Origin of the sequence: Aeromonas sobria (assembly GCF_000820145.1) — a bacterium.
Taxonomy (GTDB): Bacteria; Pseudomonadota; Gammaproteobacteria; order Enterobacterales; family Aeromonadaceae; genus Aeromonas; species Aeromonas sobria.
The window spans coordinates 40,814-65,544 of the sequence record NZ_CDBW01000012.1; the positions used below are offsets into that span (position 1 = coordinate 40,814).

Genomic DNA, 24,731 nt, shown 5'->3' on the forward strand with positions numbered 1-24,731 from the left:
TATTGTTGCGTTGGTGATTTTCTAACGATTTGACGGTTCAGATTTGTGGGGCTACCGGTTTTGGTTTTCCCTCCAGCCCATACCAGTGGCTGCTGATGCGTCCTGCATGCCACTCGAGGGTACCCCATGGGTCCTTGGCTTCCCAGCGCGGGAAGTTGATGAGCACCCGGTTATCCTCGTACTTGTAGAGGGAGGTGCTGATCTGAATGTCCGACAGGATCAGCAGCAGAGCCCAGCAGATGAAAATCCATTTCAATGCTTTCCACATAGGGTTACTCGAAGCAGATTTCGATGGTGGCGCGGCCGTAATCTGATTCGAACGGCATCATGATCTTGGTGCCATCGGCCCGGTGGGTGATGGTGTGATTGGGGCCGGAAACGATGATGGGGGTTGCCATGTCAAACTCGTAACCCTTCTCACCCAGCATCCGTTTGGCGCCACCGGTTACCATGTTGGTGATCTCGCCCACCATGTCGGTCACTTCTTCGTTGATGGTGGCGGGGGCTTCACCCAGCATGCGGCGCATGATCTCCAGCGCCAGACCCTTCTCGAAGCTGATAGAGAGGGAGCCACGGGTTTGCGGGCCGACCATGCCGATCAGGCCGGAGACGTCGCCGCGTGCCAGCTCATCCATCTTGCGTTTCGGTTTGCCCGGTTTGAGTTCCAGTTGTGCCATGGTCGAGAGCACATTGAGCAGGGATAGCAGGAACGGATTTACAAAATCAGCCTTCATGATGACTTCCTACAGTGGGCGTACAGCGAGCACATTGGCCATGTGCCTCTATTGTCTTATTGGTAATAGTAAAACCATGCAAGTGGGCCTGCTCGGAAAACGCGCTATCGATCGCCGTATCGTGAAGCTCGACCACATCCCCGCACTCATCGCAGATCAGCAACTGCATCGGGTGAGCGTGATCGAAGTGGCAGCAGAAGATAAATGCGTTGAGAGATTCCACCTTGTGAGCAAAGCCCTGTTCGAGCAAAAAATCGAGCGCCCGATAGACGGTTGGCGGCTTGGCATTGGCTTCGGTTTGCTGCAGCTGGGCTAACAAATCATAGGCGCTGATGGCGTTGCCGTGTGCCGCCAGCAGGCGAAATACCTGACGTCGGGTCGGGGTGAAGCGGATCCCTCGCTGTATACAGAGTCGCTCGGCTCGTTGTAAAAGTTGGTCTTGATTCATGATCGCGCAGATACCCTTTCTATTAGCCGGATACTATCACAGGGCTTCGCATGGCGCGGTGGCAAAATTCATTTTCTGGGGCTGCTTCACGTTGTGATAAAATCCGCCCCCTTTATTTAGCCAACCCGGATGATTTTTATGCAGGCGCAGCGTTTTTCCATCGCCCCCATGCTGGACTGGACTGATCGGCATTGCCGTTACTTTCATCGACTGATGAGTCGCCAGACCTTGCTCTATACCGAAATGGTGACCACCGGCGCCATCATCCACGGCAAGGGGGATTATCTGGGTTACAGCGAGCAGGAGCACCCTATCTCCCTGCAGCTGGGTGGCAGCAATCCCGCCGATCTGGCCCATTGCGCCAAGCTGGCCGAGGAGCGTGGCTATGACGAGATCAACATCAACGTCGGCTGCCCCTCTGATCGGGTGCAGAACGGCCGTTTTGGTGCCTGCCTGATGGGTGAACCTGCGCTGGTGGCTGACTGCGTCAAGGCGATGCGCGATGTGGTCGATATTCCGGTGACGGTGAAGACCCGTATCGGTATCGACGATCAGGACTCCTACGAATTTTTGCAGGCCTTTATCGAACAGGTGCGCGATGCCGGTTGCGATACCTTTATTGTGCACGCGCGCAAAGCCTGGCTAAGCGGCCTGAGCCCGCGGGAGAACCGCGAGATCCCGCCCCTCGATTACCCCCGCGTCTATCGGGTCAAGCAGGATTACCCCGAGCTGACCATCGCCCTCAACGGCGGCGTCACCTCCATGGAGCAGACTCTCGAGCATCTGCAGCATGTGGATGGCGTCATGATGGGGCGCGAAGCCTATCAGAACCCCTACATTCTGGCGCAGGTAGACAACCTGGTGTTCGGCCAGAATAACGCTGTGCCGAGTCGCCACGAGGTGGTGCGGATGATGCTGCCTTATATCGAACAGGAGCTGGCTAAGGGAAACTACCTCTCCCACATGACTCGCCACATTCTGGGGCTGTTCCAGAACATGCAGGGGGCCCGCGCCTGGCGCCGTCACCTGAGTGAAAACGCCTGCAAGCCGGGCGCCGGTATTCAGGTGGTGCTGGATGCCATGGCCAAAGTGCCGGAGTTTGCCAGCAGCGAGACGGCCGAATAAGCCGCTTTGCCAGGGCAAGAACCACAAAAAGCGCGTCAGTTGACGCGCTTTTTTGATCGCTGTCGCTTCAATATCTGAACTGGTTGATCAGCCGCGAGAGATCCTGCAGTCGCTCTACCAGCAGGGTGATGCCATCGAGGGCCTGCCTGCTGTTGTCGGCGGTGTGGCTGGCCAGCTGGTGGATCTGGTGTACCCCTTCGTCGAGTGTCGCCGTGACGTCGGCCTGCTGACTCACCGCCTGGGCGATCTCGTCGCTGGTGCGGGTCACCTGCCCCAGCATCCGGTTGATCTGCATGAGCACGTCGGCGGTAGTGCCTGCGTGCTGCTGGCAGCGCACCGAGGTCTGCGCCCCTTGTGTCATCCCATCCGACAGCAGCCGGGTGGTCTGTTGCAGCGCCTGGATCATCTCGTGGATCTCGCTGGTCGACGCTCGGGTCTTCTGGGCCAGCGCCCTCACTTCGTCCGCCACCACGGCAAAACCGCGCCCCTGTTCGCCAGCCCGGGCTGCCTCGATGGCCGCATTGAGAGCGAGCAGGTTGGTCTGGTCAGCGATTTGGCTGATCACCTCCAGAATGCCGCTGATCTTCTGGCTGTCGCTGGTGAGCTGTGCCAGCACGGCGTGGTTGGCATCCAGCTCCTGATGGAGTTGGTTGACGGAGGATTGGGTGGTCGCCAATGCTTGCAGCCCCTCGGCAGAGACCTGCTGCACCTCTATGACCAGATTGCTCGCCTCATGGGCACTGTGTGCCACATCGCGAATGGAGTGGCTCAGCTCGGTGATGGCGGTGGCCAGCTGCTCACTGTGGGCGCGTTGCTGCTGCAGGTGAGTATCAATGGTCTGGATATTGCCCCGGTCATCTTCGGCTGCCTGCAGGATCTGCTGGTTGGTGTCGGCGCTGCGCCCGACCACGGCCTTGAGCTCGGCCTGCTTCATCCGCAGGGCCAGTTCGACGGCCGCCAGGGTGTCGCGCCGTCGGGTGTAGAGCACCTGACAGAGACGGGTTCCCTTGTCTTGATCGGCAAGGGTAAGCAGGTGAGCCAGCCGCTGCTGCAATCGCCAGCCGTGGGTTGCCTGTGCCAGCAGTAACAGGGTTGAGGGCAGCAGCCAGAACAGGTTGCCGGTGGCAAAAGTAGCAAGGGTGGTGAGCAAGGCAGAAGCGGAGAGCCAGAGGGTCAGCTGACCCGGTTCAATGTGAAACCGACTCAGCCAGGGAAGCGCTTTGCCGCTGCGCAGCAGGCCATAGAGCTGCTCGGCCCAGGCCACATCGCTGGCGGCGGGTTTGGTGCGCACCGACTGGTACTCGACGATCTCCTTCTGGGCATTGAGGATCGGGGTGACGTAAGCGTTTACCCAATAGAACTGACCGCTTTTGGCGCGGTTCTTGACCAGCCCCATCCAGCTTTTGCCTTGTCGCAGCCGCTGCCACATGTCGGCGAAGGCCGCCTTGGGCATGTCGGGGTGACGCACCAGATTGTGGGGCACCCCTTCCATTTCGGTAGCACCATACCCTGCCACATCACAGAAGTGCTGGTTGGCATAGGTAATATGGCTGGCGGGATCCGTGGTCGAGATGAGTGAGATGTTGTCGGGGAAGTGTATCTCCCCCTCCTGATGGAGTTTGGTCATGTGTCGTTCCTGAAAAAGCCAACTAACTGATAAATATGTTTTTTATTGTTGTTTTCAGTTAATCATTCTAAGGCTCTTTAGTGCCCCGAACTTGGCTTGGGTCAATTAATCAACACAATGAATTGATGAAGTGAGGGTCAGCTGGCCGGTGCGAAATCGTGAATTTCACCAGTTCTCGGTTTAAAGCGTGGATCGCCATCTTTGTAGCTGCGCACCAGCTGCATGGTCTGGCAGAAGCTGGTCTGCTTGTCGTACTCCTGACGGGCCAACTCGATGGCGCGCTCGGCACGGCGCCGCTCCATCTTGTCAGACTTTCGATCGCTGAACTGTTGCTGCTGGTGCAGCATCCAGCCGACAAACTCTTGCTGGCATTTTGCTTCGTTATTGGCCTGTGCAGGCAGGGTCCACAACAGGGGGAGCAGTAACAGATAACGCATGTTCAACCGATGATCAGAGGGGGGATTCACTAGAAGGGCGGCATTTTATGCCTAAAGCTTGAGCATGAACAGTATCCAATAAGAGGGCCGCCCGCAGGCGGCCCTCTTTGGTTTCAGCCTTGGTTACCAGCTCAGTGTTTGACGAGATAGAGCTGGCGGCTGTAAGCCACATCTTCCGGGTTGTTGATGGGATAGCCCTTGAGCCATGGCTTGATGAGGCGGGCATTGGTGTACTGGTAGATGGGGGCGATGGGGGCTTGCTCCAGCAGGATCGCCTCCGCCTCGCCAAACAGCTTGCTGCGGCTGGCGGCATCCTGAGTGCTGGCCGCCTCTGCCAGCAGCTGGTCATAACGGGCATTGGCAAAGCCTGCCATGTTGCCGCTGTGACGGGAGCCCCACAGGCCGAGGAAGGCGGAGGGGTCGTTGTAGTCGGCCACCCAGGAGGAGCGGATCACCTCGAACTGACCGCTCTGGCGGCTGTCGAGATAGGTTTTCCACTCCTGATTGGTCAGCTCGACTTCGGCACCCAGCTTCTGCTTCCACATGCTGGCGATGGCCAGCGCCATCTTCTTGTGAATTTCCGCGGTGTTGTAGAGCAGAGTCAGCTTGAGCGGCTTGTCCGGGCCGTAACCGGCCTCTTTGAGCAGGGCCTTGGCCTTGCTGTCCAGCTCCGGCTGCTGGGTGGTAGAGAGCAGGTTGGCGGCAGGAGTGAAGCTGGCGGTCACATCCGGAGTGAAGTGATAAGCCGGTTTCTCGCCGGTGCCGAGCACCTTGTCGGCGATCAGGGCGCGGTCGATGGTGTAGGAAAGCGCCTTGCGCACCCGCACATCGTTCAGTGGCGCCTGACGGGTATTGAAAGCGTAGTAGTAGGTGCCGAGCTGATCCGGGGTATAGACCTCATTCGGGATCTGCTGCTTCAGCTTGTCGTACTGCTCTTTGGGGAAGGATTCGGTGATATGCAGATCGCCAGCCAGGTAGCGGTTGGTCGCCGCGCTCTCCTGATTGATCGGCATGAAGATCACCTTGGTCAGCGCGGTATGGGCCCGATCCCAATAGTAGGAGTTGGGGGTCAGCTCCAGCTTCTCGTTGACCACCCGGTTGTTCAGCACAAAGGCGCCGTTACCCACCAGTTTGCCGGGTTGGGTCCACTGGTTGCCGTACTGCTCTATGCTGGCCTGATGGAGCGGCGACAGGCTGGGGTGGCTAAGCAGGCTCAGGAAGTAGGGCACCGGCTGGGAGAGGGTCACCTGCAGAGTGTGGTCATCAAGGGCCTTGACCCCCAGCTCGCTGGCAGGCAATTTGCCAGCGACTATCTCGTCCACCTTGTCGAAACGGGCCAGCTGGGCAAACCAGGCGAAGGTCGCTGCCTCTTTTGGGTCGACCAGCTTGCGCCAGCCGTAGACGAAGTCGCCGGCCTTGACCGGATCGCCGTTGGACCAGCGCGCATCCGGGCGCAGATGGAAGGTAAAGAACTGGTTGCCCTTGTTCTCCCAGCTTGCCGCCACCCCGGCAACCGGTTTGCCATCCGGCCCCTGGGTCAGTAGCCCCTCGAACAGATCCCGCAGTACCTGCAACTCCGGCAAGCCGACCAGCTTGAGCGGGCTCAGGCTTGCAGGTTCATCCTTGAGGTGGCGAACGACAATTTGTTCGGCGGCGAGTTGTGTTCCGGCGGGAATATCGGCAGCCTGAACAGCGGCGCAGCCCAACAGGGCCAGCAAGGGGCTCCATCCTTTCATGGGTCGGATCCTTCAAATAGTGTGAAGCGGGGAGAAAACTCGGCGATAAAATGTCGCCGACAGATGGGGAATCATGATATCCCGTTTACTGGTCTGGCCGCCAGCATTTGGCTCTCAACCCCAATCGGGGATGCGGGGCATGCGGGTGTCTCTGCAGTTCAATGTGGCAAGGAGTATCAAACGATGAAAGCATGGTTATTGCTGGCCTGTGTGTTGAGCCAGGGTGCCTGGGCGTTGGCCCCGTGCCAGCGCGAGACGGCGGTGGGCAACTGGTGCGAGATCGGCATCGATGCCTTGCACCCGACTCAGGGGGGCGTCGGCCAGATCCAGGTCGATGAGACCCAGGCTACATTGGCGGGCATGAGCGCAAAGCAGCTCGACAAGTTGATGAAAAAGAAAGAGATCCCCGTGGTGATTGCGCCGGATGGCGGCTACTGGCTAGTGGATCGGCATCATCTGACTAAGGCGCTGTGGCAACAAGGTGTCACAGAGGCCCGGGTCAAGGTGATAGGTCGCCTGCAGGATAAAGACAATTTCTGGAGCCAGATGCAGAACAACCACTGGGCTTGGCTCAAGGATGAAAAGGGGCAGCCGCTGACCCCGGAGCAGTTGCCGACCAGCATCGACAAGCTGTCTGATTATCCCTATCGCACCTTGGCCGGACTGCTGCAGGATGCGGGCTACTTCAGCAAGGACAAGCAGGTCTATTTCGTCGAGTTTGCCTGGGCCAGCTGGCTCGGCAAGCAGATGCAGTGGATGCCGGTGGACAGCGCTAATCTGGCGGCCCGGTTGCAACAGGCCAAACGGCTTGCCTGTGGCAGCGATGCCAAGGATCTGCCCGGTTATCCCGGTAAGCAGTGTAGTCAATCCAAAACGGTGCAGTGACCGGATGAGCTATGACGGCATCTCATGCATGCCAAAGATGAAAGAGGGCGACCCCGGGGTCGCCCTTCTGCTGTCAGCTTGTTCGTGCTGGTTGGCGGTGGTCACTCATGGCGCTCAGCCCAGCGGGCGGCCGCCTGCTCAAGCAGGGCGACTTCGCCTTGCTGGATCAGCGGCAACAGGGCGTTGACCTGTTGATCCGGCCAATCCCACCAAGCGAGAGCCTGTAGCCGGGCAATCTCCTCCTCGTCAAAGCGCATTCGCACCACCCTGGCCGGGGTGCCCGCCACCATGGCATAGGGCGGCACGTCTTTGGTGACCAGCGTCCGAGCGGCGATGATGGCGCCATCACCGATGGTGACACCGGGCATGATCATCGCCTCCATGTCGATCCAGACATCGTTGCCGATGCGGGTATCACCGGCGGGGCGGTAGCTGCGTTTGAGCGCTGCCAGATCGGCAAACGGATAGGTGCTGATGAAGGCAGTGTTGTGGGTGTGGTTGCCCCCCATGATGATCTTTACCCCGGCGGCAATCTGCACATAGTCGCCGATATGGAGTCGGTCGATATGCCACAGCGGCTCCCAGCCGGTTTCCGGGCTGCGGCTGAAGCGGTCGCCGTGCAGGTAGCGCACTGCCACCTCTTCGAAGGGACCATCCCAGGCGCCCGAGTAGTAGCTGTGCTGCCCCTTGAGGCAGATATTGGGGTTGGTCACCGTCAGGTGCAGGTATTCGACCTGCGACCAGTGTTGGCAGGTGTTCATGTTGGTACTCCTTTGCTGAATGGATTGGTTGCGTGCGGGTGAGCGCAGCTAATAGATCCAGACCAGCATGCGGGGCACGCAGAGCAGGGAGCTGCCCAGCATCTGCGGGAGGCGAGGTCGCATTGTGGTGTGCTCCAAAGAAGGGGAAAGGGCATGATCATAAGGTCGGGCGTCCGGTTTGCCAAGGTTGCGGAGAGATCCTGCACTAACCCTCTGGTTGATATTTATTCTCAATTAGCCATGATAACGCTCCCACGATGATGGACTCGGGAGCGCGAGATGACACCGCAAAGTTGGCAACGATACATGCTGGAGGCGGATCGAGCCTGGCAGGCTGGTTCGCTGGGGGCGGCGATCTGCTTTTATCAGCAGGCGCTGGGGGATGTTTACGAGATGACCCAGGTCGAGTTGCCGGAGCTGGCCACCATGCGGGTCGCCACTTGTCACCGACTGGCCGATTTCTGGCGGGCGATGGATGAGCCGACTTACGAGCTGCGCTACCTGAAGCTCGCTGCCGAGCTGGTGACAGCGCTGGTGCCGCAGTGCCCCAACCGGGAGTGCGAAGCGTTGATCAGCGAGCTGGGTTGCTGTCGCGGTGCCCTGCTCGCCTTCCTCAAGCGCCACCCTAATCCGGAAATTGCCCAGCTGATCCAGCTACAGGACAAGGTGCAGGGCTGCGAGCTGATCGGCCGTTTTCGTCTCAACTGAGCGGATTTGGGCGCGGCTCAGCCCCGCCGTTTGAGCTTGTGGGCGATCCGTTGCTGCGCCTCTTCCCCTTGCAGCGCCTGGGCGAAGGCGCGCGCCTCCAGATCGATGACAAAGTGCACCGCCTGTTTGAGCTCCTGCTTGAGCAGTGCCTTGCTCTTTTGCAAGGCTTTGGGCGGTTTGGCCGCCAGCTTTAGCCCCTGCTCGCGGGCAAAGGCGAGCAATCCATCGGCCGCCACCACCTTGTTGGCGAGCCCTAGTCGCAGCGCCTCCTCTGCATCGATCGCTTCGGCCAGCAGCAACAGCTCGGCCGCCTTGAGGTGCCCCACCAGACGCGGCAGCAGCAGGCTGGAGGCGAACTCCGGCACCAGCCCCAGCTCGACGAAGGGGAGCTGCAAGCGGGCATTATCCCCTAGATAGACCAGATCGCAGTGCAGCAGAATGGTGGTGCCAATCCCCACTGCCGGGCCGCCAACGGCGGCGATCACAGGTTTGGGGAAATCCGCCAGGGTGTGGAGGAACTGCAGGATAGGGTCGTCGGGCTCCAGCGAACTCTTGCCCATAAAGTCGGCCAGGTCATTGCCCGCAGTGAAACAGTCGTGCTGCCCCTGCAATAACAGGACATGCACCTCGTCATCGGCCGCCGCCTCTCGCAGCGCCGCCACCAGTTGTTCATACAGCTCGGTATTGAGGGCGTTGCGCTTGTCGGGGCGGTTGAGGGTCAGGGTGAGCAAGCCATCCTGCTGCTCGGCAATGAGAATGGGGGCCATGTCTAAATCCTTGTTATTGAAAGGTGCAAAAAAGGTTGCCGCTGGGGTAACCTTGCTGCCGTTTAACAACATCATAAAAGGATTTCAACCATGTTTAAACGTGCGTTTTATTCTCTGCTGGTACTGGGTATGACGGCGCCGGCACTGGCCAAGGTCGAGGCCGTCGATGGCTATGTGCGGCTATTGCCGCCGGGTTCCCCCAACACCGCCGCCTTTATGGTGCTCAAGAATGACGCCGACCAGCCGGTGAAGCTGGTGGCGGCGGCCTCTGCTGCGGCCGGGCGTGCCGAGCTGCACACTCACCTGCACGAAAATGGCGTGATGAAGATGCGTCAGGTCGAGAGTATCGAGATCCCGGCCAAGGGCGAGGCGGTACTCAAACCGGGCAGTTTGCACATCATGCTGTTCGAGGTGGGCACTCTCTCCGAGCAGACTCCCATGCCGCTGACCCTCACCATGGACGATGGTCAGAAGCTGGATCTGTCACTGCCAGTGAAGCCGATTGAGCCGATGGCGGGCATGAAGCATATGAAGCACTGACATTTGTCGTCGTTTGTTCAGGATTCCCGCTGGGTATTTTGGCTGCACCGAGTAAAATAGTGCCCTTTCCATGTATGCAAGAGGAAGTGACGTAATGAAAAAGACGCTGATTGCCGGTGTTGTATTGGCTCTGTGCAGCCAGGGTGCCATGGCCGCTAACGACTGGCGTTTTGCTGCCGGTGCGGATGTATGGTCTTCTCAGGGTAGTGGTCAGGCTTATAACCGCAGCACCAACTACGATGACAACTACAACTGGAATGGCTATCTGCAGCTGGAACACGGCATCATCTTCCTGCCGAACGCCAAGTTTGAAATCTCCGATTTCAGCACCTCCGGTGGCGCCTTCAAAAATGACCTGACCGCCTACGATCTGAGCCTCTACTACCGTCTGTTCAACAACGATCTGTTCAAGATCGATCTGGGCATGACCGGCCGTCACTACGATGGTGAGCAGGTAACCTGGGGTCGCCAGGGTTACAAAGAAGATACCCTGATGGCCTATGCTGGCGGCGAAGTAAACATTCCTCGCACCGGTTTCGCCTTCTTCGGCGACCTGCGTACCCACGATGCGGACAACTATGACTACCGTCTGGGTGGTTCTTACAAGTTCTCCTCCATGCCGATCAAGCTGCGCGCCGGCTGGCGTGAAGCCAAGGTCGACTTCGACAACATCGATCAGTCTATCGACGGCTGGTTCATGGGTGGCGAATTCACTTTCTAATCTGACGGTGGTCTGACGACGCGTTGCCAACATCGAGCAGCGCATTGACGGTCAGCTGGTGTATGGATGGTGAGTTTACTGTCCAATCAGGCCGTCAGCTGGCAACGAGGAGGGATAATGGGGCACATCATAGTGACTGGCGCCGGTTCCGGTCTGGGCCGGGCCCTGACCATAGGTCTGGTTGAGCGGGGCCATCAGGTTTCCATGATGGGGCGCCGTTATCAGCGACTGCAGGAACAGGAACAACTGCTCGGCAGCGCGGTGATCGGCATCGCTGCCGATCTGGCGCACCATGAAGAGGTCGATGTCGCCTTCGCCGCTGCGGTGGAGTGGGGCGGCTTGCCCGAGCTGGTGCTGCACTGCGCCGGGGTGGGCGAATTCGGCCCGGTCGGTGTCTACACCGCCGAGCAGATCCGCCGGGTGGTGGAGAGCAATCTCATCTCCACCATTCTGGTGGCCCAGCAGACGGTGCGGCTCATCGGCGAGAAAGGCGGAGTGCTGGCTAATGTGCTCTCCTCCGCCGCGCAGGTGGGCAAGGCCAACGAGAGCCTCTACTGCGCCTCCAAATGGGGGATGCGCGGCTTTCTGGAGTCGTTGCGCGCCGAGCTGAAAGGCTCGCCGCTGCGGCTGGTCAACCTCTACCCGAGCGGGATCCGCAGCGAATTCTGGGATAACTCGGATCACGTGGACCCGAGCGGTTTCATGACCCCGGAAGATGCGGCGGCCTATATGCTCGACGCGCTGGAAGCCAGAAGCAGTTGCCACGTGACCGACCTCTTTATCGGTCGCAATCCCTGAGGCGAAGCCCGCCATCTGGTTGCGGTTGTCAGAGAAAGCAGAAACAAAAAGCGCGCCAAATGGCGCGCTTTTTTTATCTTGGCAAGGGGGCGAAATTAACGGCCCAGCTTGGCCTTGAGCATGGCGATGATGTCGCCAATGGCCACTTCCTGCTTCTCGCCGGAGCGGCGGCACTTGTACTCCACCACACCGTTGTCGAGGCTGCGATCGCCGATGACGATGGCGTGCGGCACACCCAGCAGCTCCATGTCGGCGAACATCACGCCCGGGCGTTCTTTACGGTCGTCGAACAGTACATCCACACCAGCCGCTTTCAGCTCGGCGTAGAACTGCTGAGCCTGCTCGGCCACGCGCTCGGATTTGTGCATGTTCATCGGCACGATAGCTACTTCGAACGGGGCGATAGCTTCCGGCCAGATGATGCCGTACTGGTCGTTGTTCTGCTCGATGGCGGCAGCCACCAGACGGGAAACCCCGATACCGTAGCAACCCATCTCCATGGTGACGGACTTGCCACCCTCGTTCAGTACGCTCGCCTTCATCGCTTCGGAGTACTTGGTACCCAGCTGGAAGATGTGGCCCACTTCGATACCGCGCTTGAGCAGCAGCTTGCCCTGGCCGCACGGGCTCGGGTCGCCTTCTACTACGTTGCGCAGGTCGGCAACTTCGTAAGCGGTGATGTCGCGATCCCAGTTGGCACCGGTCAGGTGGAAACCGGTCTCGTTGGCGCCGCAGACGAAGTCCGCCAGATGGGCGGCGCTGCGATCGACGATGATGCGACCGGCAAAGCCGACCGGGCCGATGGAGCCTGCATCGCAACCGGCGGCAGCTTTAATCTGCTCGTCGTTGGCGAAGGTCAGCGGGTTGGCAACGCCAGAAAGCTTCTCGGCCTTGATTTCGTTCAGCTCGTGGTCGCCACGCAGTACCAGCGCGATGACGGCCTGCTTGCCGTGTTCGTCTTCTTCGGCCAGTACCAGCAGGGTTTTGGCGATGGCGGTCGGCGCCACGCTCAGGAAGGCGGCCACTTCGTCTATGGTATGAACAGCCGGGGTAGCAACCTTGGTCAGGGCAGCGGTAGCGGCAGCGCGCTCACCAGCGGGCGCCAGCGCTTCGGCCATCTCGATGTTGGCGGCGTACTCGGAGCTGTCGGAGAAGGCGATCAGGTCTTCACCGCTCTCGGCCAGCACCTGGAATTCATGGGAACCGGTACCACCGATGGAGCCGGTATCGGCCTGCACCGGACGGAAGTTCAGACCCATGCGGGTGAAGGCGGTGCAGTAGGCGGCGTGCATCCGCTCATAGGTATCGATCAGCGAGGCCTTGTCGATGTGGAAGGAGTAGGCATCCTTCATCAGGAACTCGCGGCCACGCATCACGCCGAAACGGGGGCGCACTTCGTCGCGGAACTTGGTCTGGATCTGGTAGAGGTTGAGCGGCAGCTGCTTGTAGCTGTTCACTTCGTAACGAACCAGCGAGGTGATCACCTCTTCGTGTGTCGGGCCCAGCACGAAGGGGCGGTTGTGACGGTCGGTCAGACGGCACAGCTCGGGACCGTAGTCATCCCAGCGGCCTGACTCTTGCCACAGCTCGGCGGGTTGTACCACCGGCATGGAGACTTCGATGGCACCAGCATTGTTCATCTCTTCGCGAACAATGTTCTCGATTTTTTTCAGTACCCGCAGACCGGTTGGCAACCAGGCATACATGCCGGAGGCCAGTTTACGGATCATCCCGGCGCGCAGCATCAGCTGGTGGCTGACAACTTCAGCGTCGGAGGGGGTTTCCTTGAGAGTGGAAAGCAGATATTGGCTGGTACGCATCGCGGTAGACCTTAGCTAAGACGGGCGCTGGGCCCTGGATAAATTCAAGGGCGGAATTTTAACAGGCTGGGCGTTGCGGCCCAAGGGCTAAATTTAACGCAGCCCTGAAAGGTAACAGGGCTCGGCAGATGGCCAGGCGCCACAACCATTACAACACGCAGGCTTTTTATGCCTGCAATTTGGCCGGATCTCCGCTAAACTCTGCCACCTTTTCTCGATGGGCATGGCTGTGCCGCGTCCATCACCCCCCATTTTTGTATTTTTGGAGCCGCTCATGCCGTTAGTGGGACATCAACACCAGATCGAGATCCTGGAACTGACCGACAAAGGAGATGGCAAAGGACGCCTGTTCGATCGCCCCCTGTTTGTCGAAGGTCTGCTGCCCGGTGAGCAGGCGCTGGTGGAGCTGACCGAGGTCAAGCCGAACTATCTGCATGGCAAGGTCACCGAGCTGCTCCAGCCCTCTGCCGATCGGGTTGCCGATTTCTGCCCCAACACCGAGTGCGGTGGTTGTCAGGTACGCCCGCTGGCCTATCCGGCCCAGCTCAAGCTCAAGCAGGCACTGGTGCAGAGCGCACTGGAGCAGGCTGGGTTGGGGGAGACCAAGGTCAACCCGATCCTCGGTATGGAGAGCCCGTTTGCCTACCGCAACAAGGCCCAATACGCGGTGCGTGGCTGCGAAGCCGGTGCCGAGATCGGCTTTTATCGCAAGCACTCCCACGATCTGATCACTGCCGATGACTGCGCGGTGCAGGATTCACTGCACGTGGAACTGAACGCCCGGGTGCGCAACTGGATGCGCGAGCATGACATCGCCGCCTATGACGAAGTGAACCACACTGGCTGCGTGCGCAACCTGATGACCCGTAAGGGCTTCAAGAGCGGCGAGCTGATGGTAGTGCTGGTGACCCTGGGTGACGCGCTGCCGTTCGAAGCCGAGCTGCTGGCAAGCTTGAGCGATCTGCCGATCACCACTCTGGTACAGAACATCAACGATGAGCGCACCAACCGCATTCTGGGGGCCACCAACCGGGTGCTGCTGGGCGAAGGGGTTATCCGCGACAAAATCCACGAACTCGAGTTCGAGATCTCGCCGCTCTCCTTCTTCCAAAACAACCCGACCCAGACCGATGTGCTCTACTCCAGCGCCCTCGAATATGCCGAGCTGACAGGCAATGAGACGGTGTTCGACATCTATTGCGGTATCGGCACCATCTCCCTGTTCCTGGCTGGCAAGGCCGCCAAGGTGGTGGGGATCGAGTCGGTGGAGAGCGCCATCAGCGATGCCCGCCGCAATGCCGCCCTCAACGGCATCGAGCACACCGAATTCCACGTTGGCAAGGCCGAGCAGCTGATGCCCGAGCTGCACGCTCAGGGCGTGACCGCTGATGTGGTGGTGCTGGATCCGCCCCGCAAGGGTTGTGACAAGGCGGTGCTGCAGACCCTGGTGGCCATGGCGCCCCGTCGGCTGGTCTATGTCTCCTGCAACCCGCAGACTCTGGCCCGCGATCTCGCCTGGCTGGTCAAGCAGGGCTTCGTGCTGGACGAGGTACAGCCGGTCGATATGTTCCCGCACTCCATGCATGTGGAAGCGGTTGCTCGTCTGAGCCTGCCCGCCAAGGCGTGAGTCATCACCTGACACTCGCCCATAAAAAAACGACGCCAATTGGCGTCGTTTTTTTATATCTGCAATCCGGGGTAGACCGGTTAGCTTGCGCTCTGGCGCACCTCGGCGGCGATCTGGTCGAGCAGCTGTTGCCAGCCCTGACCCAGTTCGTTCACCAGCGCGTTGTAGCCATCGGCGGGCAGTACCCTCTCCTGACGGAAGGGGGCATCGCGCAGCACGGTGCCATCTTCCGCCAGTAGTCGCCAGCGGCCGCTCAACACGGCGCTGCCGTCATGACGGCCCTGAAAGCGTTCCACCAGAATAGTCAGCACCGGCCCCTTGCGGGCGCCATCCTGCCGTACCACCCAGCCCGGCAGCCGGGTCGAGAGGCCATTGAGGGTGAGCTGGTTGAGCTGATCGTCCAGCGAGCCAGCCCAGCGGTGATACTCGGTGAAGTGCAGCTCTTGCCCTTCCAGTTGATAGACCAGGCTGATCCGGTCGAGCTGACTGGCGAGGCTGATCGGGCGCAGCACCAGCTGGTGCTGCGGTTTGGCCGCTACGGCGACCGGCTGCGGGCTGTCGGCATCGAGCGAGTAGTAGTGCAGGCTCGGTTGGCTGTTGCTACAACCCGCCAGCAGGCCCAGCAGGGCCAGCGTCAGGATCTGTTTTTTCATTGTTTGCCTCGCTTGGGCTCAGGGTCCGATGGATGCGCGCGATCGAAGATCAGCGAGCTTGGCTGCTCGTTGAGGGAGTGCACCAGCGGCTGCAGTTCACGCATCAACTGATTGAGGGTCTGCACCGACTGACGCAGGTCCTGATTGGTCTGTGACTGGGCATCATAGGCCTGCAAGGTCTCCTGCAGCTGCTTGAGGCTCTCGTTAAGCGATGCCGGTAGCTGCTGGGTTGCATCCTTGGCGGTGAGCTTGTTCAGGTTGGCACTGACCGCCCCGATGTTCTTCAGGGTGCCATCCAGAGTGGAGAGTGATCCGTTGACCTTGGCCAGGGTGGTCGCCATGTCCATGTCGACAAACTTGTCGAGGATGGTGTTTACCTTGCGCTCAATCTGGTCCAGTCCGCCCTGTACGGTGGGGAACACCTGATAGCCGGCCAGCTTGGCCTGCTCGAAGCGTGGTGCATCCGGGTAGAAGTTGAGATCGATGATCTTGCCACCGGTCAGCAGGCTCGAGGTCTTGAGGCTGGCACGCAACCCCTCCTTGAACTGCTTGCCGAACAGGGCGCGCCACTGATCCTTCTCCGCCTTGGCATAGCGGTGGGAGAGGCGTTGCACTTCGATGCGGGCCAGCACCGGGATCTGGCGGCTCTTGAAGATCTGCACGCCCTTGTCCTCGATGAGGTAGGGGGCGGAGATGACGGTACCGACCCGGATGCCACGATACTGCACGGCGGCGCCCGGGTGCAGGCCACCCACGTTGTCATCGAACAGGAAGACGTAGTCGATGAACTGATCCAGACTACCGGCCAGCACGCTCGCCTCATCCTGGAACAGGGTGAAATTTTCCATCTTGGTAACGGGTTCACCGGGCGACCAGCCGGGTGGCAGACCCATGGTGATGCCGCCGTCGAGCAGGCTCTCCAGTGAATCCATCTTCACCTTCATCCCTTCACTGCTCATGGAGACTTCGAAGCCCGGCGTCAGCCAGAAGCGGGAGTTGCTGCTGACCAGAATGTCATAAGGGGCATTGATGAAGACTTGATACTGCATCTCGCTCTTTTCTGGCAGGAACTTCGCCTCTTCCACCTGACCTATGGTGAAGCCCTGATAGTTGATGGGCGAGCCTTCGCTCAGCGCGCGGGTGTCGCGACTGTTGAGGGTGAGGCGCAGTCCCTTGGCATCAAGGGAGGCGAGCGGCGGTTTGTCGAGCATGGCGTACTCGTCCAGTGCCCGTCCTTTCTTGCCGGTGGAGAGTTCGATATAGGCACCGGAGAGCAGGGTGCCGAGGCCGGAGACCCCTTCACGACCCACCCGTGGCTTGACCACCCAGAACTGGCTGTCACCGCGCAGCATGCCTGCAGCGGCATTGCTTAGTCGCCCCCGCAGCACCGCGTGGCTGTAGTCATCGCTCAGTTCGACCGCTTCAATTCGGCCGACATCGACCTCGCGGGAGCGGATCACCGTCTTGCCCGCCACTATGCCTTCGGCAGTGGCGACTGTCAGGGTGAAGCTGGGGCCCTGGGAGTACCAGTGCTGGAACAGCATCCAGAGACCGATGAACAGCGCCAGCAGAGGCACCATCCAGATTGCGGCAGCAGAGCTCATAAAATCAGAGCCCGGTTTCCACCTTTTTTTACGCTCACTCACGTTCGGGGTCTCCTTGTTGTAAATCCCAGATCAAGCGGGCATCGAAACTCATGGCTGCGACCATGGTGATCAATACCACGCCTGCAAATGCAACGGCCGCAGGGCCAGGATAGATAGTCATCAGATTGTCGAGCCGGATCAGGCCAGCGAGGATGGCGACCACGAAGACGTCGATCATTGACCAGCGTCCGACAAATTCAGTCATACGATAAAGTTTGAGCTTGCCTAGCGGCGAGGCGGCATGGCCGCGCTGCACCATATAGCAAAGCCAGAATAGCGCCACTATTTTTACCAGCGGCACTACCACGCTGGCGAAGAAAATGACGGCTGCAATCGGGTAGGAGCCCATGGCCCACAACAGCACCACACCGCCAAGAATGGTGGAGGGACTGTCATCGCCGAGAAACACCGTATTCATGATGGGATAGAGGTTGGCGGGTACATAAAGAATGGCGGAGGTAAACAGCAGTGCCCAGGTACGGTTGAGGCCGCCGGGTTTGCGCGCATGCAGGTGACCGCCACAGCGGGCGCAGCTATGGCAGCCCAACTCGCTCAGGGCGCCACAGATATGGCAGCCCACCAGACCCGATGCCAGCGCGCCCGCTTCAGGATCGATTTCGCGCGGCTCGGAGGGGCCGAACAGCCGCTGCCATAGCCACATCCGGTCCAGTGAGGAGATCATCTTGATCAGCAGCAGGGTGTAACCGACGAAGGCCCAGAACGACAGCCCCATCTTGATGTCGGCCATCCCCATCAGCTTGACCAGCGAGATCAGTACCCCCACCAGAAACACATCCACCATCAGCCAGGGTTTGATCCGGCAAAGCAGGCGGCCGAGAGAGCGCAAGGCATTACTGTGGAGATCTTTATCGATACGCCACAGCACCAGCATGATGGAGCCCATGTAGACCAGCGGCAATCCGATCAGGGTCACACTGAGCACGGCGCCGAGAAACAGATAGCCCTCATCCACCAGGGTGGTGATGCTCTGTAGAAAGGTCATCTCCTGGCCGATCCCTTTGGCCGAGAAGGACATAAAGGTAAAGGCGTTGGCGAGCACGAACATGATAAGTGCAGCGAAACCATAGGCGATAGGGCGCAGCTCCTGCTGTGGCAGGTAACGACTGAGCGTGTGTCCGCAACGGGGACAGCAGCTGGCCTGGCCTACCTCGAGCGGTGTGGCCGGTATCAGCAGATCACACTCTTCGCAGGCAGTGGCATCATGGATATAGGTGGTGTGGTGTTGGTGTGAAACCGGATGCAAGATAAAACCCCAGATAAGGCCCGTAGAGGAGCCAGAATTGGCAATTATCGCAGTTGTACTGGTCAGCGACCAGCCCCCGGAGGCCGCTATTGCTGGTGGGAGTGAGAATGACTTTGACAAGCCAGTGGCCATTTAGCACAATCAAACGCCACTTTTTTCTGCGGGACAATAACTTATGACAACTGAATCCCCAAGCTACTCCACCATTGAGCAAGCCTTTTCCCTTGGTAACGGGCAAGATTCCGCCCTTAACTGGTTGCGTAAGAATCGCAGTCAGGTTGCCATTTTTCTGGTGAGCGGCATCAAGCTGGAAGGCACCATCAGTGGCTTTGACCAGTACAGCGTGCTGTTGACCGATGCCCATGGTAATCAGCAGCTGGTCTACAAGGCCAAGATCTCCACCATCGCCATGCACTCTGGCCGTCCGCCGGTGAACATCCAGCGCGCCCGCAAGCCTCGTGTCTCCATGGCGCCGCGTCCCCATAGTGCCCCGGGCCGTTATGATGACAATCAGGGCGGTGGTAACAACGAGTAATCGTCTGCCCCGACCTGCCCGTTGACGCGCCCTGCGTCAGCGGCTGACGTAACCGGCTCTCATTTTCAATCCTGTCCCGTATGGGAGCCGGTTCCGCTTATCGCCCCTTGCAGGGCGATATCTGTTTCTGCATCACTCCGTTAGCCCGATCGGCTTGCCCTCTTTGACCATACAGGTCTGCATTCCTGCGGCTTTTCCTGCCTGTACCCCGATGCCGGTATCTTCAAACACCAGACAGCCTGACGGCGCGACCCCCAGCTTGCTGGCGACCAGCAGGAAGGTATCCGGATTGGGTTTGTGCAGTTCCACGTCGTCAGCAGTGACGACGACGGAGAAGTAGCGATCCAGCCCGGTGTTGCGCAGCACCGCTTCGGCGTTGACGCGGGGCGAGCCGGTGCCGATCCCCATCGGGATAACGCCGTGATAGCGCTCGACCAGTGCCTGCATGGCCGGGAAGACGGTGGCCTTGTGCAGGTTGGCGACATAGTGCTCGGTTTTGCAGCGGGTTACGGCGAGTGGATCGAGGGGGAGCTGTTGCTCTTGCGCGACCAGCAGGGCGATCTTGCGGCTCGGCATGCCGCCCAGTTCATAGAACCAGTCGGCATCGAAGTGAAAGCCAAACTCGCGGGCGGCATGCTCCCAGGCGGCGAGGTGCAGTGGCATGGAGTCGACCAGGGTGCCATCAAGGTCAAAGACCAGGCCTTGGAATCCGGAAAGGGTCATGGTGCGGAGTCTGTCTTGGAAATAAGGGGGCCCATTTTAGCCAGTGACTCCCCGGCTTGCCATCACCTAACGGGTGAGAAACGCTTGCCCCCACATTTGCGCTTGAAAATAGACAGGGGTGAGCTTGGCAGGAGCGAGTTGGTATTTGGGGGCAAGTTGCTCCAGCAGGGCCCAGTTGCCCTGTTCATAAGTGCTGGCTAGCTGGAACAGGTGAAACAGTGGCCCTTCGTGCAATTCGATGGCCCGCTTCACACTTTTTGGCAAGTGAGCCATCAGCGGCTCCGACAGCATGGAGCCGTCGAGCACCAGCCCCACCAGAAAGGCCCAGCTCGCCTCGGCTTTGCCCTGCGAGGTGAGGGCAATCAGCTCACAGAAACGGGCGCGGGCAATGGCGATCCGGGTGCAGGCCTCTGGCATATGCTGGCTCATTTTGGCCAGACCATTGATCAGCACAAACTTGCGGATCTCCTGCTCCCCCAGATAGGAGAGGGCGCGGGACACCGAGGTGATGGGGCTGGCGTGATCAAAACCGGGGGAGTTGACATAGGTGATCAACTGACCGGGCAGCGAGGTGTCTTGCTCGAGCAAGCGAGCCACTTGGGAAAAAGAGAACTCCTCGTGGCAGATAAGCTGGAGGATCTGCTGCACCAGCACCATGTCGGGTTTGTTTGCTCGCTGGTTAACCAGTTCGGGGCGAGCGAGAAAGCCACCGGCAAAGAAGTCGACACCGCTCTCTCTGAGGGGGAGAAAGTCAGCCCAGGTTTCGATATTGAGCGCCATCCGCTTGTGTTCGGTGGGTTGGCAGATCCCCTCTTCTCCCATCCAGAACACCAGCATGCGACTGGCACCGAGCCAGCGTGGATCCCGGTTGGCACCGTGCACCGCCAGTCGGCGTCGGCTGTCGCGCCACTGTTCCAGCACCGGAAACGAGCTGGGTAGCCGTTCGCTCGACGCCTCAACCAGCGGGATCGCATCCTGATCCAGCAGCAGGGGGCGCTGTTCATCGAGTTGTTCGTGAGTGAACGGCACCAGATATTGACGCCCCTGCGCCAGCAGGCGGCAATGTTGCGCCAGTGAAGGCCATTCGGCCGGTGAGCTGAGCTGATAGTCGATGCCGTAGGCCACCAGAGCCAGGCGACGATTGAAGATGGGGTAACGACGCAACAGCATGGGATCACCGATAGGCCAGAGTGCGTGCCCTCCCTTGTGCTTTGGCGTGGTAGAGCGCCTGGTCCGCTTGCTCGATCAGGGTCTGCCATGCCTCGTGCCGGGAGGGAACCAGATAGCTAAAGCCTATGCTAACGGTAATGAAATCAGCAACCCGCGAGGCGGGGTGAGGCAGTTTTAATTGAGCCAGTTCGCTATGGATCAGTGCCGCCAGCTGCTCGGCTTCACCGGGCTGGGGCGCGCACAGCAGGATGACGAACTCTTCCCCGCCGTAACGGGCGACCAGATTGGTGCAGCGTCGTTCCGCATCCCGTAGTACCTGGGCCACCTGTTGCAGGCAGAGATCCCCTTTGGCGTGGCCGAAGTGGTCGTTGTAGGCCTTGAATTGGTCGACATCGATCATCAGTACCGCCAGCGGGTTCTGGGTGCGCCTTGCCCACTCCCACTCCCGTTGCATGGTGATGTTCCACTGGCGGCGGTTGGCGATGCCGGTGAGGGGATCTTCCAGCGAGAGCAGGGATAGGCGGTGGTTAGCCTCTTCCAGCGCCCGGTTGGTATTGGCCAGTTGTATGGTGCGCTCGGTGACTCTCGCTTCCAGCTGGTGATTGAGCTGCTCCAACTGATCCTGGGTGCGCTGGCGGATCAACAGTTGTGACAACATGGCGGCGTACTGTTTGAATATCTCGCTCTGATAGGCTTTGAGTGGTCGGTGCCACAATAGATTGTCGGCGGCAATCCAACCGATGGGGGTAGCGCCATCCCACAGCGATACCATGGCGTTCCAGCCACGTCCCACCTGCTGCTGTTCGTAGTAGAGGGGGGCATCTTCCAGTACCAGTACGTAGTCTTTGCGCTTTAGTGCCTCCTGCACGGTGGGATGCTCCGGGATGGGGCTGATGAACGCATGTTCGTCGACCAGCTCACCCTCTTCGCTAGTGCCCCAGGTGCCGTGCATGGTCTTGCCGTCGGGCGCGATCAGGAAGATGGCGACCCGGTCAAACTGCAGCTCCTGCCGCGCCAACAGCACAGCATCCCGCAGCAGCTGGTTTTCGCTGCGGCTACGGGAGAGGGTGATACAGACCATGTGCAGTGCTTGCAGCATGTTGAGGAAGGAGCCTTGCAGCGCCTGGCTCTGCACCAGATCGGTCTGGGTATGCTGACGTTGCACCCGCTCCTGGTCCACCTGACTGGAGAGCAGGTGGTTGCTCAGTTCTGCGGTCAGATAGTGGATAAGGAGCTGGATCCCTTGGTGCTGACGGGAGGAGAGGCGGTCGATGCGGCGGTGGGTCTCCAGATAGATGACCCCTTCCAGCCTCAGGTGCCGTTTGAGGGGAAAGCAGGCACGTAGCCTGGGCTGAACTGATATGGCGTTTTTGTCTGAATTTGATGGCTGGTGGATCTGCTCGATCACCAGCTGTCCCTTGTCTAGAGCCTGGTCGATCAGGTGGTGGGGCAGGGGTAATTGCGCGAGATGGGCAAGATCCAGGGTGGTCAGCCCCTGATCCAGCTGAAAGCTGTAGAGCTGGGGCTCGGGGGTTTTTAGCCACAGATAGAGGCATTCGGCATCGGTTTTTTCATGAATGGTGGCGAGGCTCACTTCGCACAGTTGGGCGAAGTTGCTGAAGTGTTCCGGATCCCATGCCTGCATACCAATGTCCATATCCTTTGGGTTGTGCCCAAACGAGTATAAACTTCTTTTTTGTTGATTAAAATGTCAGAAAGGAGAGGTGGCGCACATAACGGTTGCTTTCAGCGCTGTTGGTGGAAACATTCACTGCATTTTCTGCCAATCGTGGCGAGAACTGTGCGCTGTAGCGGTGTGTATGGCAGCTTGCAGGGCAGGATGCGGGGCAAAAAAGAGAGCCCGCACGATGGCGGGCTCTCGGGCAGATCTGATTACTCTGCGCGGCTTATTCTGCCTTGGGGGCAGCATCCGCTGGCGTTTCACTGCTATCGGCCGGTGCGCTCTCGGCAACCGGTGCTTCCGGTGCTGGGCCCGGTACCAGCGCGACTGCCGGTTTGGCGATGAGGGAGCGGGTCTCTTCCACCGCTTCACTCAGCTTGACCTCGATAACCTGACCAAGCTCGTAGATCACCTCGGTCTTGTCGAGATAGACGCGGCCGTTGTCCCAGTTGCACTCCAGCCGATCCTTGTTGTCGAGGATGTGGCGGGCAGGCATGAACACCACGGCACCGTTCTCCTGCAGACGCAGCTTGAGACCGGCCCGCATCACGTCGATGATCTCGGCGTTGAACAGCTGATCGGTGCCGGCGGCAGCCTTGAGGTAACGGACATAGAGCCAGTCGCCGATATCGCGCTCGACCCTGCGGTGCAGGCGGCGGCATTCGGTCAGGTGCTCGGTCAGCTCTTCGCTTGGGCGCTCACCCGGCGTCTTGCCAGCGATGACTGCCTTGAGCAGGCGATGGTTGACCATGTCGCCGTATTTACGGATCGGTGAGGTCCAGGTGGCGTAGGCATCCAGACCCAGACCGTAGTGAGCACCCGGCTCGGCGGACATCAGCGCATAGCTCTGGAAGCGGCGGATCTTGCCATCCAGCCAGCGGGTGTCGAGGTTGTCGATCCAGCGGCGCAGGGCACAGAAACCGGAGAGGCTGGCGATCTCGTCGCGCTCGAACGGGGCTTCGGCGGTTTGCAGCAGTTCGATGGCGCCATCGAGGGACTCTTCATCGAAACCGGTGTGGACGTTGAAGATACCGTAACCGACGCTCTTGCCCAGCACACGACCGGCACAGATGTTGGCCGCGATCATCGACTCTTCGATCATCCGGTTGGCGATGCGGCGTGGCTCAACGTGGATGGCCAGCACTTCACCATTCTCGCCCAGCTCGAAGTCATAGTCGGGACGATCCGGGAACACCAGCGCGTGCTCGGTGCGCCAGGCGATACGCGCCTCGGTCATGGCTTTCATCAGCGGCAGCTGAGCCATTACGCCAGCGTCGATGGTCAGTTCTTTGCCATGCTCGGCCCAGTCGGAGACCTCGTCATAGTTGAGACGGGCATGGGAGACGATGCGGGCAGCGAAGAATTCGGTATCTTCCAGCAGCAGGCCATCTTCGGCGATCAGCAGGCGGGCGCAGAGTGTATTGCGCTCCTCACCCTCTTTCAGGGAGCAGAGCTCGTCGGAGAGGGTGCGCGGGATCATCGGTACGTTGCGGCCCGGCATATAGACGGTGAAGGCGCGCTTGGCGGCTTCTTTGTCCAGCTCACTACCTTCAGCAACATAGGCGGTCGGGTCGGCGATAGCGACCAGCAGCTCCCAGCCGTTGTCGAGTTTACGGATCGACAAGGCGTCATCCATATCCTTGGTCTTGGCGCCGTCGATAGTGAAGAAAGGCACATCAGTCAGGTCGGTGCGGGGCAGCTCCTGCTCTTCGATCACCTTCCACTCGGGCAGATCTGCTGGTTCAATTTGAGCCAGATTGTGGCGCGCCAGCACCACCCACCAGGGCACGTTGTGATCTTCTTCGGCGGAAATTTTCTCAATGATTTCGGCCGAAAAGTTGCCGTCACTCAGGGCATGACGCTTGAGGGTGGCAACCACCCAGTCCCCTTCCTTGAACTCTTTCTCATCCATGCCCTTCTTGGCGCGGGCCTTGATGGCATCCTTGATAAGCGGGTGATCAGCGACCACGTTGAGGCGGTCACGGAACAGCTTGACCCGGGCCACAAAACGGGTGACCGACTGCTCCAGCAGGGTATCCGGCTCAGCTACTTCCTTGTCTTTTTCAGTGCGGATCAGGGCGCTCACCCGGTCTCCGTGCATCACCTTTTTCATGTAGGGAGGCGGGACGAAATAGCTGGTTTTCTCATCGACCTCCAGAAAGCCGAAGCCCCGATCCGAGGCGCGGATCACACCCTCTTTCTTGGGGATATTTTCGCGGATTTGTTGCTTGAGCTGGGCCAGCAGCGGATTGTCTTGGAACATAAGTGAGGAACCTGAAGTGGATAACCTGGGTGGAGACCTGATGAAGGATCGCCCAGCACTAT

General features: G+C 59.6%; 24 protein-coding genes. 8 read left to right on the plus strand and 16 right to left on the minus strand.

The features are described 5' to 3' along the window. Positions 1 to 37: 37 nt before the first annotated feature. The 3 genes from BN1135_RS05455 to zur are packed head-to-tail and all read right to left on the minus strand — an operon-like array spanning position 38 to position 1,182. On the minus strand, positions 38 to 268 hold the full coding sequence (locus BN1135_RS05455; RefSeq protein WP_042019447.1) for a hypothetical protein: 231 nt from the start codon (positions 266 to 268) through the stop codon (positions 38 to 40). 4 nt (positions 269 to 272) lie between these two features. Beyond that, positions 273 to 734, minus strand: a complete 462-nt coding sequence (locus BN1135_RS05460) for a chemotaxis protein CheX (protein ID WP_016351979.1) — start codon at positions 732 to 734, stop codon at positions 273 to 275. After that, positions 724 to 1,182: a zinc uptake transcriptional repressor Zur gene (gene zur / locus BN1135_RS21395; protein ID WP_005335805.1), complete on the minus strand. Its 459-nt coding sequence runs from the start codon at positions 1,180 to 1,182 to the stop codon at positions 724 to 726. The genes BN1135_RS05460 and zur overlap by 11 nt, the downstream gene beginning before the upstream one ends. Positions 1,183 to 1,320: 138 nt before the next feature. Here zur and dusA point away from each other — a divergent pair, with 138 nt between their 5' ends. Further along, positions 1,321 to 2,307, plus strand: a complete 987-nt coding sequence (gene dusA / locus BN1135_RS05470) for a tRNA dihydrouridine(20/20a) synthase DusA (protein ID WP_042019452.1) — start codon at positions 1,321 to 1,323, stop codon at positions 2,305 to 2,307. Positions 2,308 to 2,374: 67 nt separating this feature from the next. On the opposite strand, the gene BN1135_RS05475 is transcribed toward dusA, so the two are convergent. The 3 genes from BN1135_RS05475 to BN1135_RS05485 form a co-directional block, all read right to left on the minus strand. After that, positions 2,375 to 3,934 carry a methyl-accepting chemotaxis protein gene (locus BN1135_RS05475; protein WP_042019453.1) on the minus strand — a complete coding sequence of 520 codons (1,560 nt, stop codon included), beginning with the start codon at positions 3,932 to 3,934 and terminating at the stop codon, positions 2,375 to 2,377. A gap of 137 nt (positions 3,935 to 4,071) precedes the next feature. After that, positions 4,072 to 4,371 (minus strand): hypothetical protein, encoded by a 300-nt coding sequence (locus BN1135_RS05480; RefSeq protein ID WP_042019454.1) that lies wholly within the window; start codon positions 4,369 to 4,371, stop codon positions 4,072 to 4,074. A 131-nt stretch (positions 4,372 to 4,502) separates the two neighbouring features. Beyond that, positions 4,503 to 6,107, minus strand: coding sequence for a peptide ABC transporter substrate-binding protein (locus BN1135_RS05485; RefSeq protein WP_042019455.1), 1,605 nt, complete (start codon positions 6,105 to 6,107; stop codon positions 4,503 to 4,505). A 183-nt stretch (positions 6,108 to 6,290) separates the two neighbouring features. Between BN1135_RS05485 and BN1135_RS05490 the strand changes: the two genes are divergently transcribed. Further along, positions 6,291 to 6,992, plus strand: coding sequence for a ParB-like protein (locus BN1135_RS05490; RefSeq protein ID WP_042019456.1), 702 nt, complete (start codon positions 6,291 to 6,293; stop codon positions 6,990 to 6,992). 101 nt (positions 6,993 to 7,093) lie between these two features. On the opposite strand, the gene BN1135_RS05495 is transcribed toward BN1135_RS05490, so the two are convergent. Then, positions 7,094 to 7,753 (minus strand): CatB-related O-acetyltransferase, encoded by a 660-nt coding sequence (locus BN1135_RS05495; protein ID WP_042019457.1) that lies wholly within the window; start codon positions 7,751 to 7,753, stop codon positions 7,094 to 7,096. Positions 7,754 to 8,032: 279 nt separating this feature from the next. On the opposite strand from BN1135_RS05495, the gene BN1135_RS05500 reads away from it, so the two are divergent. Next, positions 8,033 to 8,461, plus strand: a complete 429-nt coding sequence (locus BN1135_RS05500; protein ID WP_042019458.1) for a DUF2753 family protein — start codon at positions 8,033 to 8,035, stop codon at positions 8,459 to 8,461. Between the two features lie 17 nt (positions 8,462 to 8,478). Here BN1135_RS05500 and BN1135_RS05505 read toward each other — a convergent pair whose 3' ends face one another. After that, positions 8,479 to 9,228, minus strand: a complete 750-nt coding sequence (locus tag BN1135_RS05505) for an enoyl-CoA hydratase-related protein (RefSeq protein WP_042019460.1) — start codon at positions 9,226 to 9,228, stop codon at positions 8,479 to 8,481. Positions 9,229 to 9,318: 90 nt separating this feature from the next. Here BN1135_RS05505 and BN1135_RS05510 point away from each other — a divergent pair, with 90 nt between their 5' ends. The 3 genes from BN1135_RS05510 to BN1135_RS05520 all read left to right on the plus strand — a co-directional run bounded on the left by BN1135_RS05510 (position 9,319) and on the right by BN1135_RS05520 (position 11,287). Continuing rightward, positions 9,319 to 9,768, plus strand: coding sequence for a copper chaperone PCu(A)C (locus BN1135_RS05510; RefSeq protein ID WP_042019462.1), 450 nt, complete (start codon positions 9,319 to 9,321; stop codon positions 9,766 to 9,768). 94 nt (positions 9,769 to 9,862) lie between these two features. Continuing rightward, positions 9,863 to 10,489 carry a TIGR04219 family outer membrane beta-barrel protein gene (locus BN1135_RS05515; RefSeq protein WP_042019463.1) on the plus strand — a complete coding sequence of 209 codons (627 nt, stop codon included), beginning with the start codon at positions 9,863 to 9,865 and terminating at the stop codon, positions 10,487 to 10,489. A 117-nt stretch (positions 10,490 to 10,606) separates the two neighbouring features. After that, a complete protein-coding gene (locus BN1135_RS05520) occupies positions 10,607 to 11,287 on the plus strand; it encodes an SDR family oxidoreductase (protein ID WP_042019464.1) in 681 nt (226 codons plus the stop codon). Positions 11,288 to 11,382: 95 nt separating this feature from the next. Here the strand turns inward: BN1135_RS05520 and BN1135_RS05525 are convergent, their stop codons facing one another. Then, a complete protein-coding gene (locus BN1135_RS05525) occupies positions 11,383 to 13,107 on the minus strand; it encodes a proline--tRNA ligase (protein ID WP_042019466.1) in 1,725 nt (574 codons plus the stop codon). 274 nt (positions 13,108 to 13,381) lie between these two features. On the opposite strand from BN1135_RS05525, the gene rlmD reads away from it, so the two are divergent. After that, entirely contained in the window at positions 13,382 to 14,734 is a 1,353-nt protein-coding gene (gene rlmD / locus BN1135_RS05530; RefSeq protein ID WP_042019469.1) for a 23S rRNA (uracil(1939)-C(5))-methyltransferase RlmD, read from the plus strand. An 80-nt stretch (positions 14,735 to 14,814) separates the two neighbouring features. Here the strand turns inward: rlmD and BN1135_RS05535 are convergent, their stop codons facing one another. Genes BN1135_RS05535 through BN1135_RS05545 form a run of 3 tightly spaced genes read right to left on the minus strand, consistent with a single transcriptional unit; the run spans position 14,815 to position 18,297 of the window. Then, positions 14,815 to 15,387 carry a PqiC family protein gene (locus BN1135_RS05535; protein WP_042019470.1) on the minus strand — a complete coding sequence of 191 codons (573 nt, stop codon included), beginning with the start codon at positions 15,385 to 15,387 and terminating at the stop codon, positions 14,815 to 14,817. After that, positions 15,384 to 17,033, minus strand: a complete 1,650-nt coding sequence (pqiB, locus tag BN1135_RS05540) for an intermembrane transport protein PqiB (RefSeq protein ID WP_042019472.1) — start codon at positions 17,031 to 17,033, stop codon at positions 15,384 to 15,386. The genes BN1135_RS05535 and pqiB overlap by 4 nt, the downstream gene beginning before the upstream one ends. Continuing rightward, positions 17,026 to 18,297 (minus strand): PqiA/YebS family transporter subunit, encoded by a 1,272-nt coding sequence (locus BN1135_RS05545; RefSeq protein ID WP_042019473.1) that lies wholly within the window; start codon positions 18,295 to 18,297, stop codon positions 17,026 to 17,028. Before BN1135_RS05545 ends, pqiB begins: the two co-directional genes overlap by 8 nt. A 175-nt stretch (positions 18,298 to 18,472) precedes the next feature. Between BN1135_RS05545 and hfq the strand changes: the two genes are divergently transcribed. Further along, positions 18,473 to 18,832 (plus strand): RNA chaperone Hfq, encoded by a 360-nt coding sequence (gene hfq, locus BN1135_RS05550; protein WP_042019475.1) that lies wholly within the window; start codon positions 18,473 to 18,475, stop codon positions 18,830 to 18,832. A gap of 132 nt (positions 18,833 to 18,964) precedes the next feature. Here the strand turns inward: hfq and BN1135_RS05555 are convergent, their stop codons facing one another. The 4 genes from BN1135_RS05555 to BN1135_RS05570 form a co-directional block, all read right to left on the minus strand. Next, positions 18,965 to 19,555, minus strand: coding sequence for an HAD family hydrolase (locus BN1135_RS05555; protein ID WP_042019477.1), 591 nt, complete (start codon positions 19,553 to 19,555; stop codon positions 18,965 to 18,967). A 66-nt stretch (positions 19,556 to 19,621) separates the two neighbouring features. Further along, a complete protein-coding gene (locus tag BN1135_RS05560; protein WP_042019479.1) occupies positions 19,622 to 20,725 on the minus strand; it encodes an EAL and HDOD domain-containing protein in 1,104 nt (367 codons plus the stop codon). Between the two features lie 4 nt (positions 20,726 to 20,729). Further along, complete coding sequence (locus BN1135_RS05565; RefSeq protein WP_042019512.1) at positions 20,730 to 22,370, minus strand: sensor domain-containing diguanylate cyclase; 1,641 nt, start codon at positions 22,368 to 22,370, stop codon at positions 20,730 to 20,732. A gap of 262 nt (positions 22,371 to 22,632) precedes the next feature. Then, complete coding sequence (locus tag BN1135_RS05570; RefSeq protein WP_042019481.1) at positions 22,633 to 24,669, minus strand: exoribonuclease II; 2,037 nt, start codon at positions 24,667 to 24,669, stop codon at positions 22,633 to 22,635. Positions 24,670 to 24,731 lie beyond the last annotated feature (62 nt).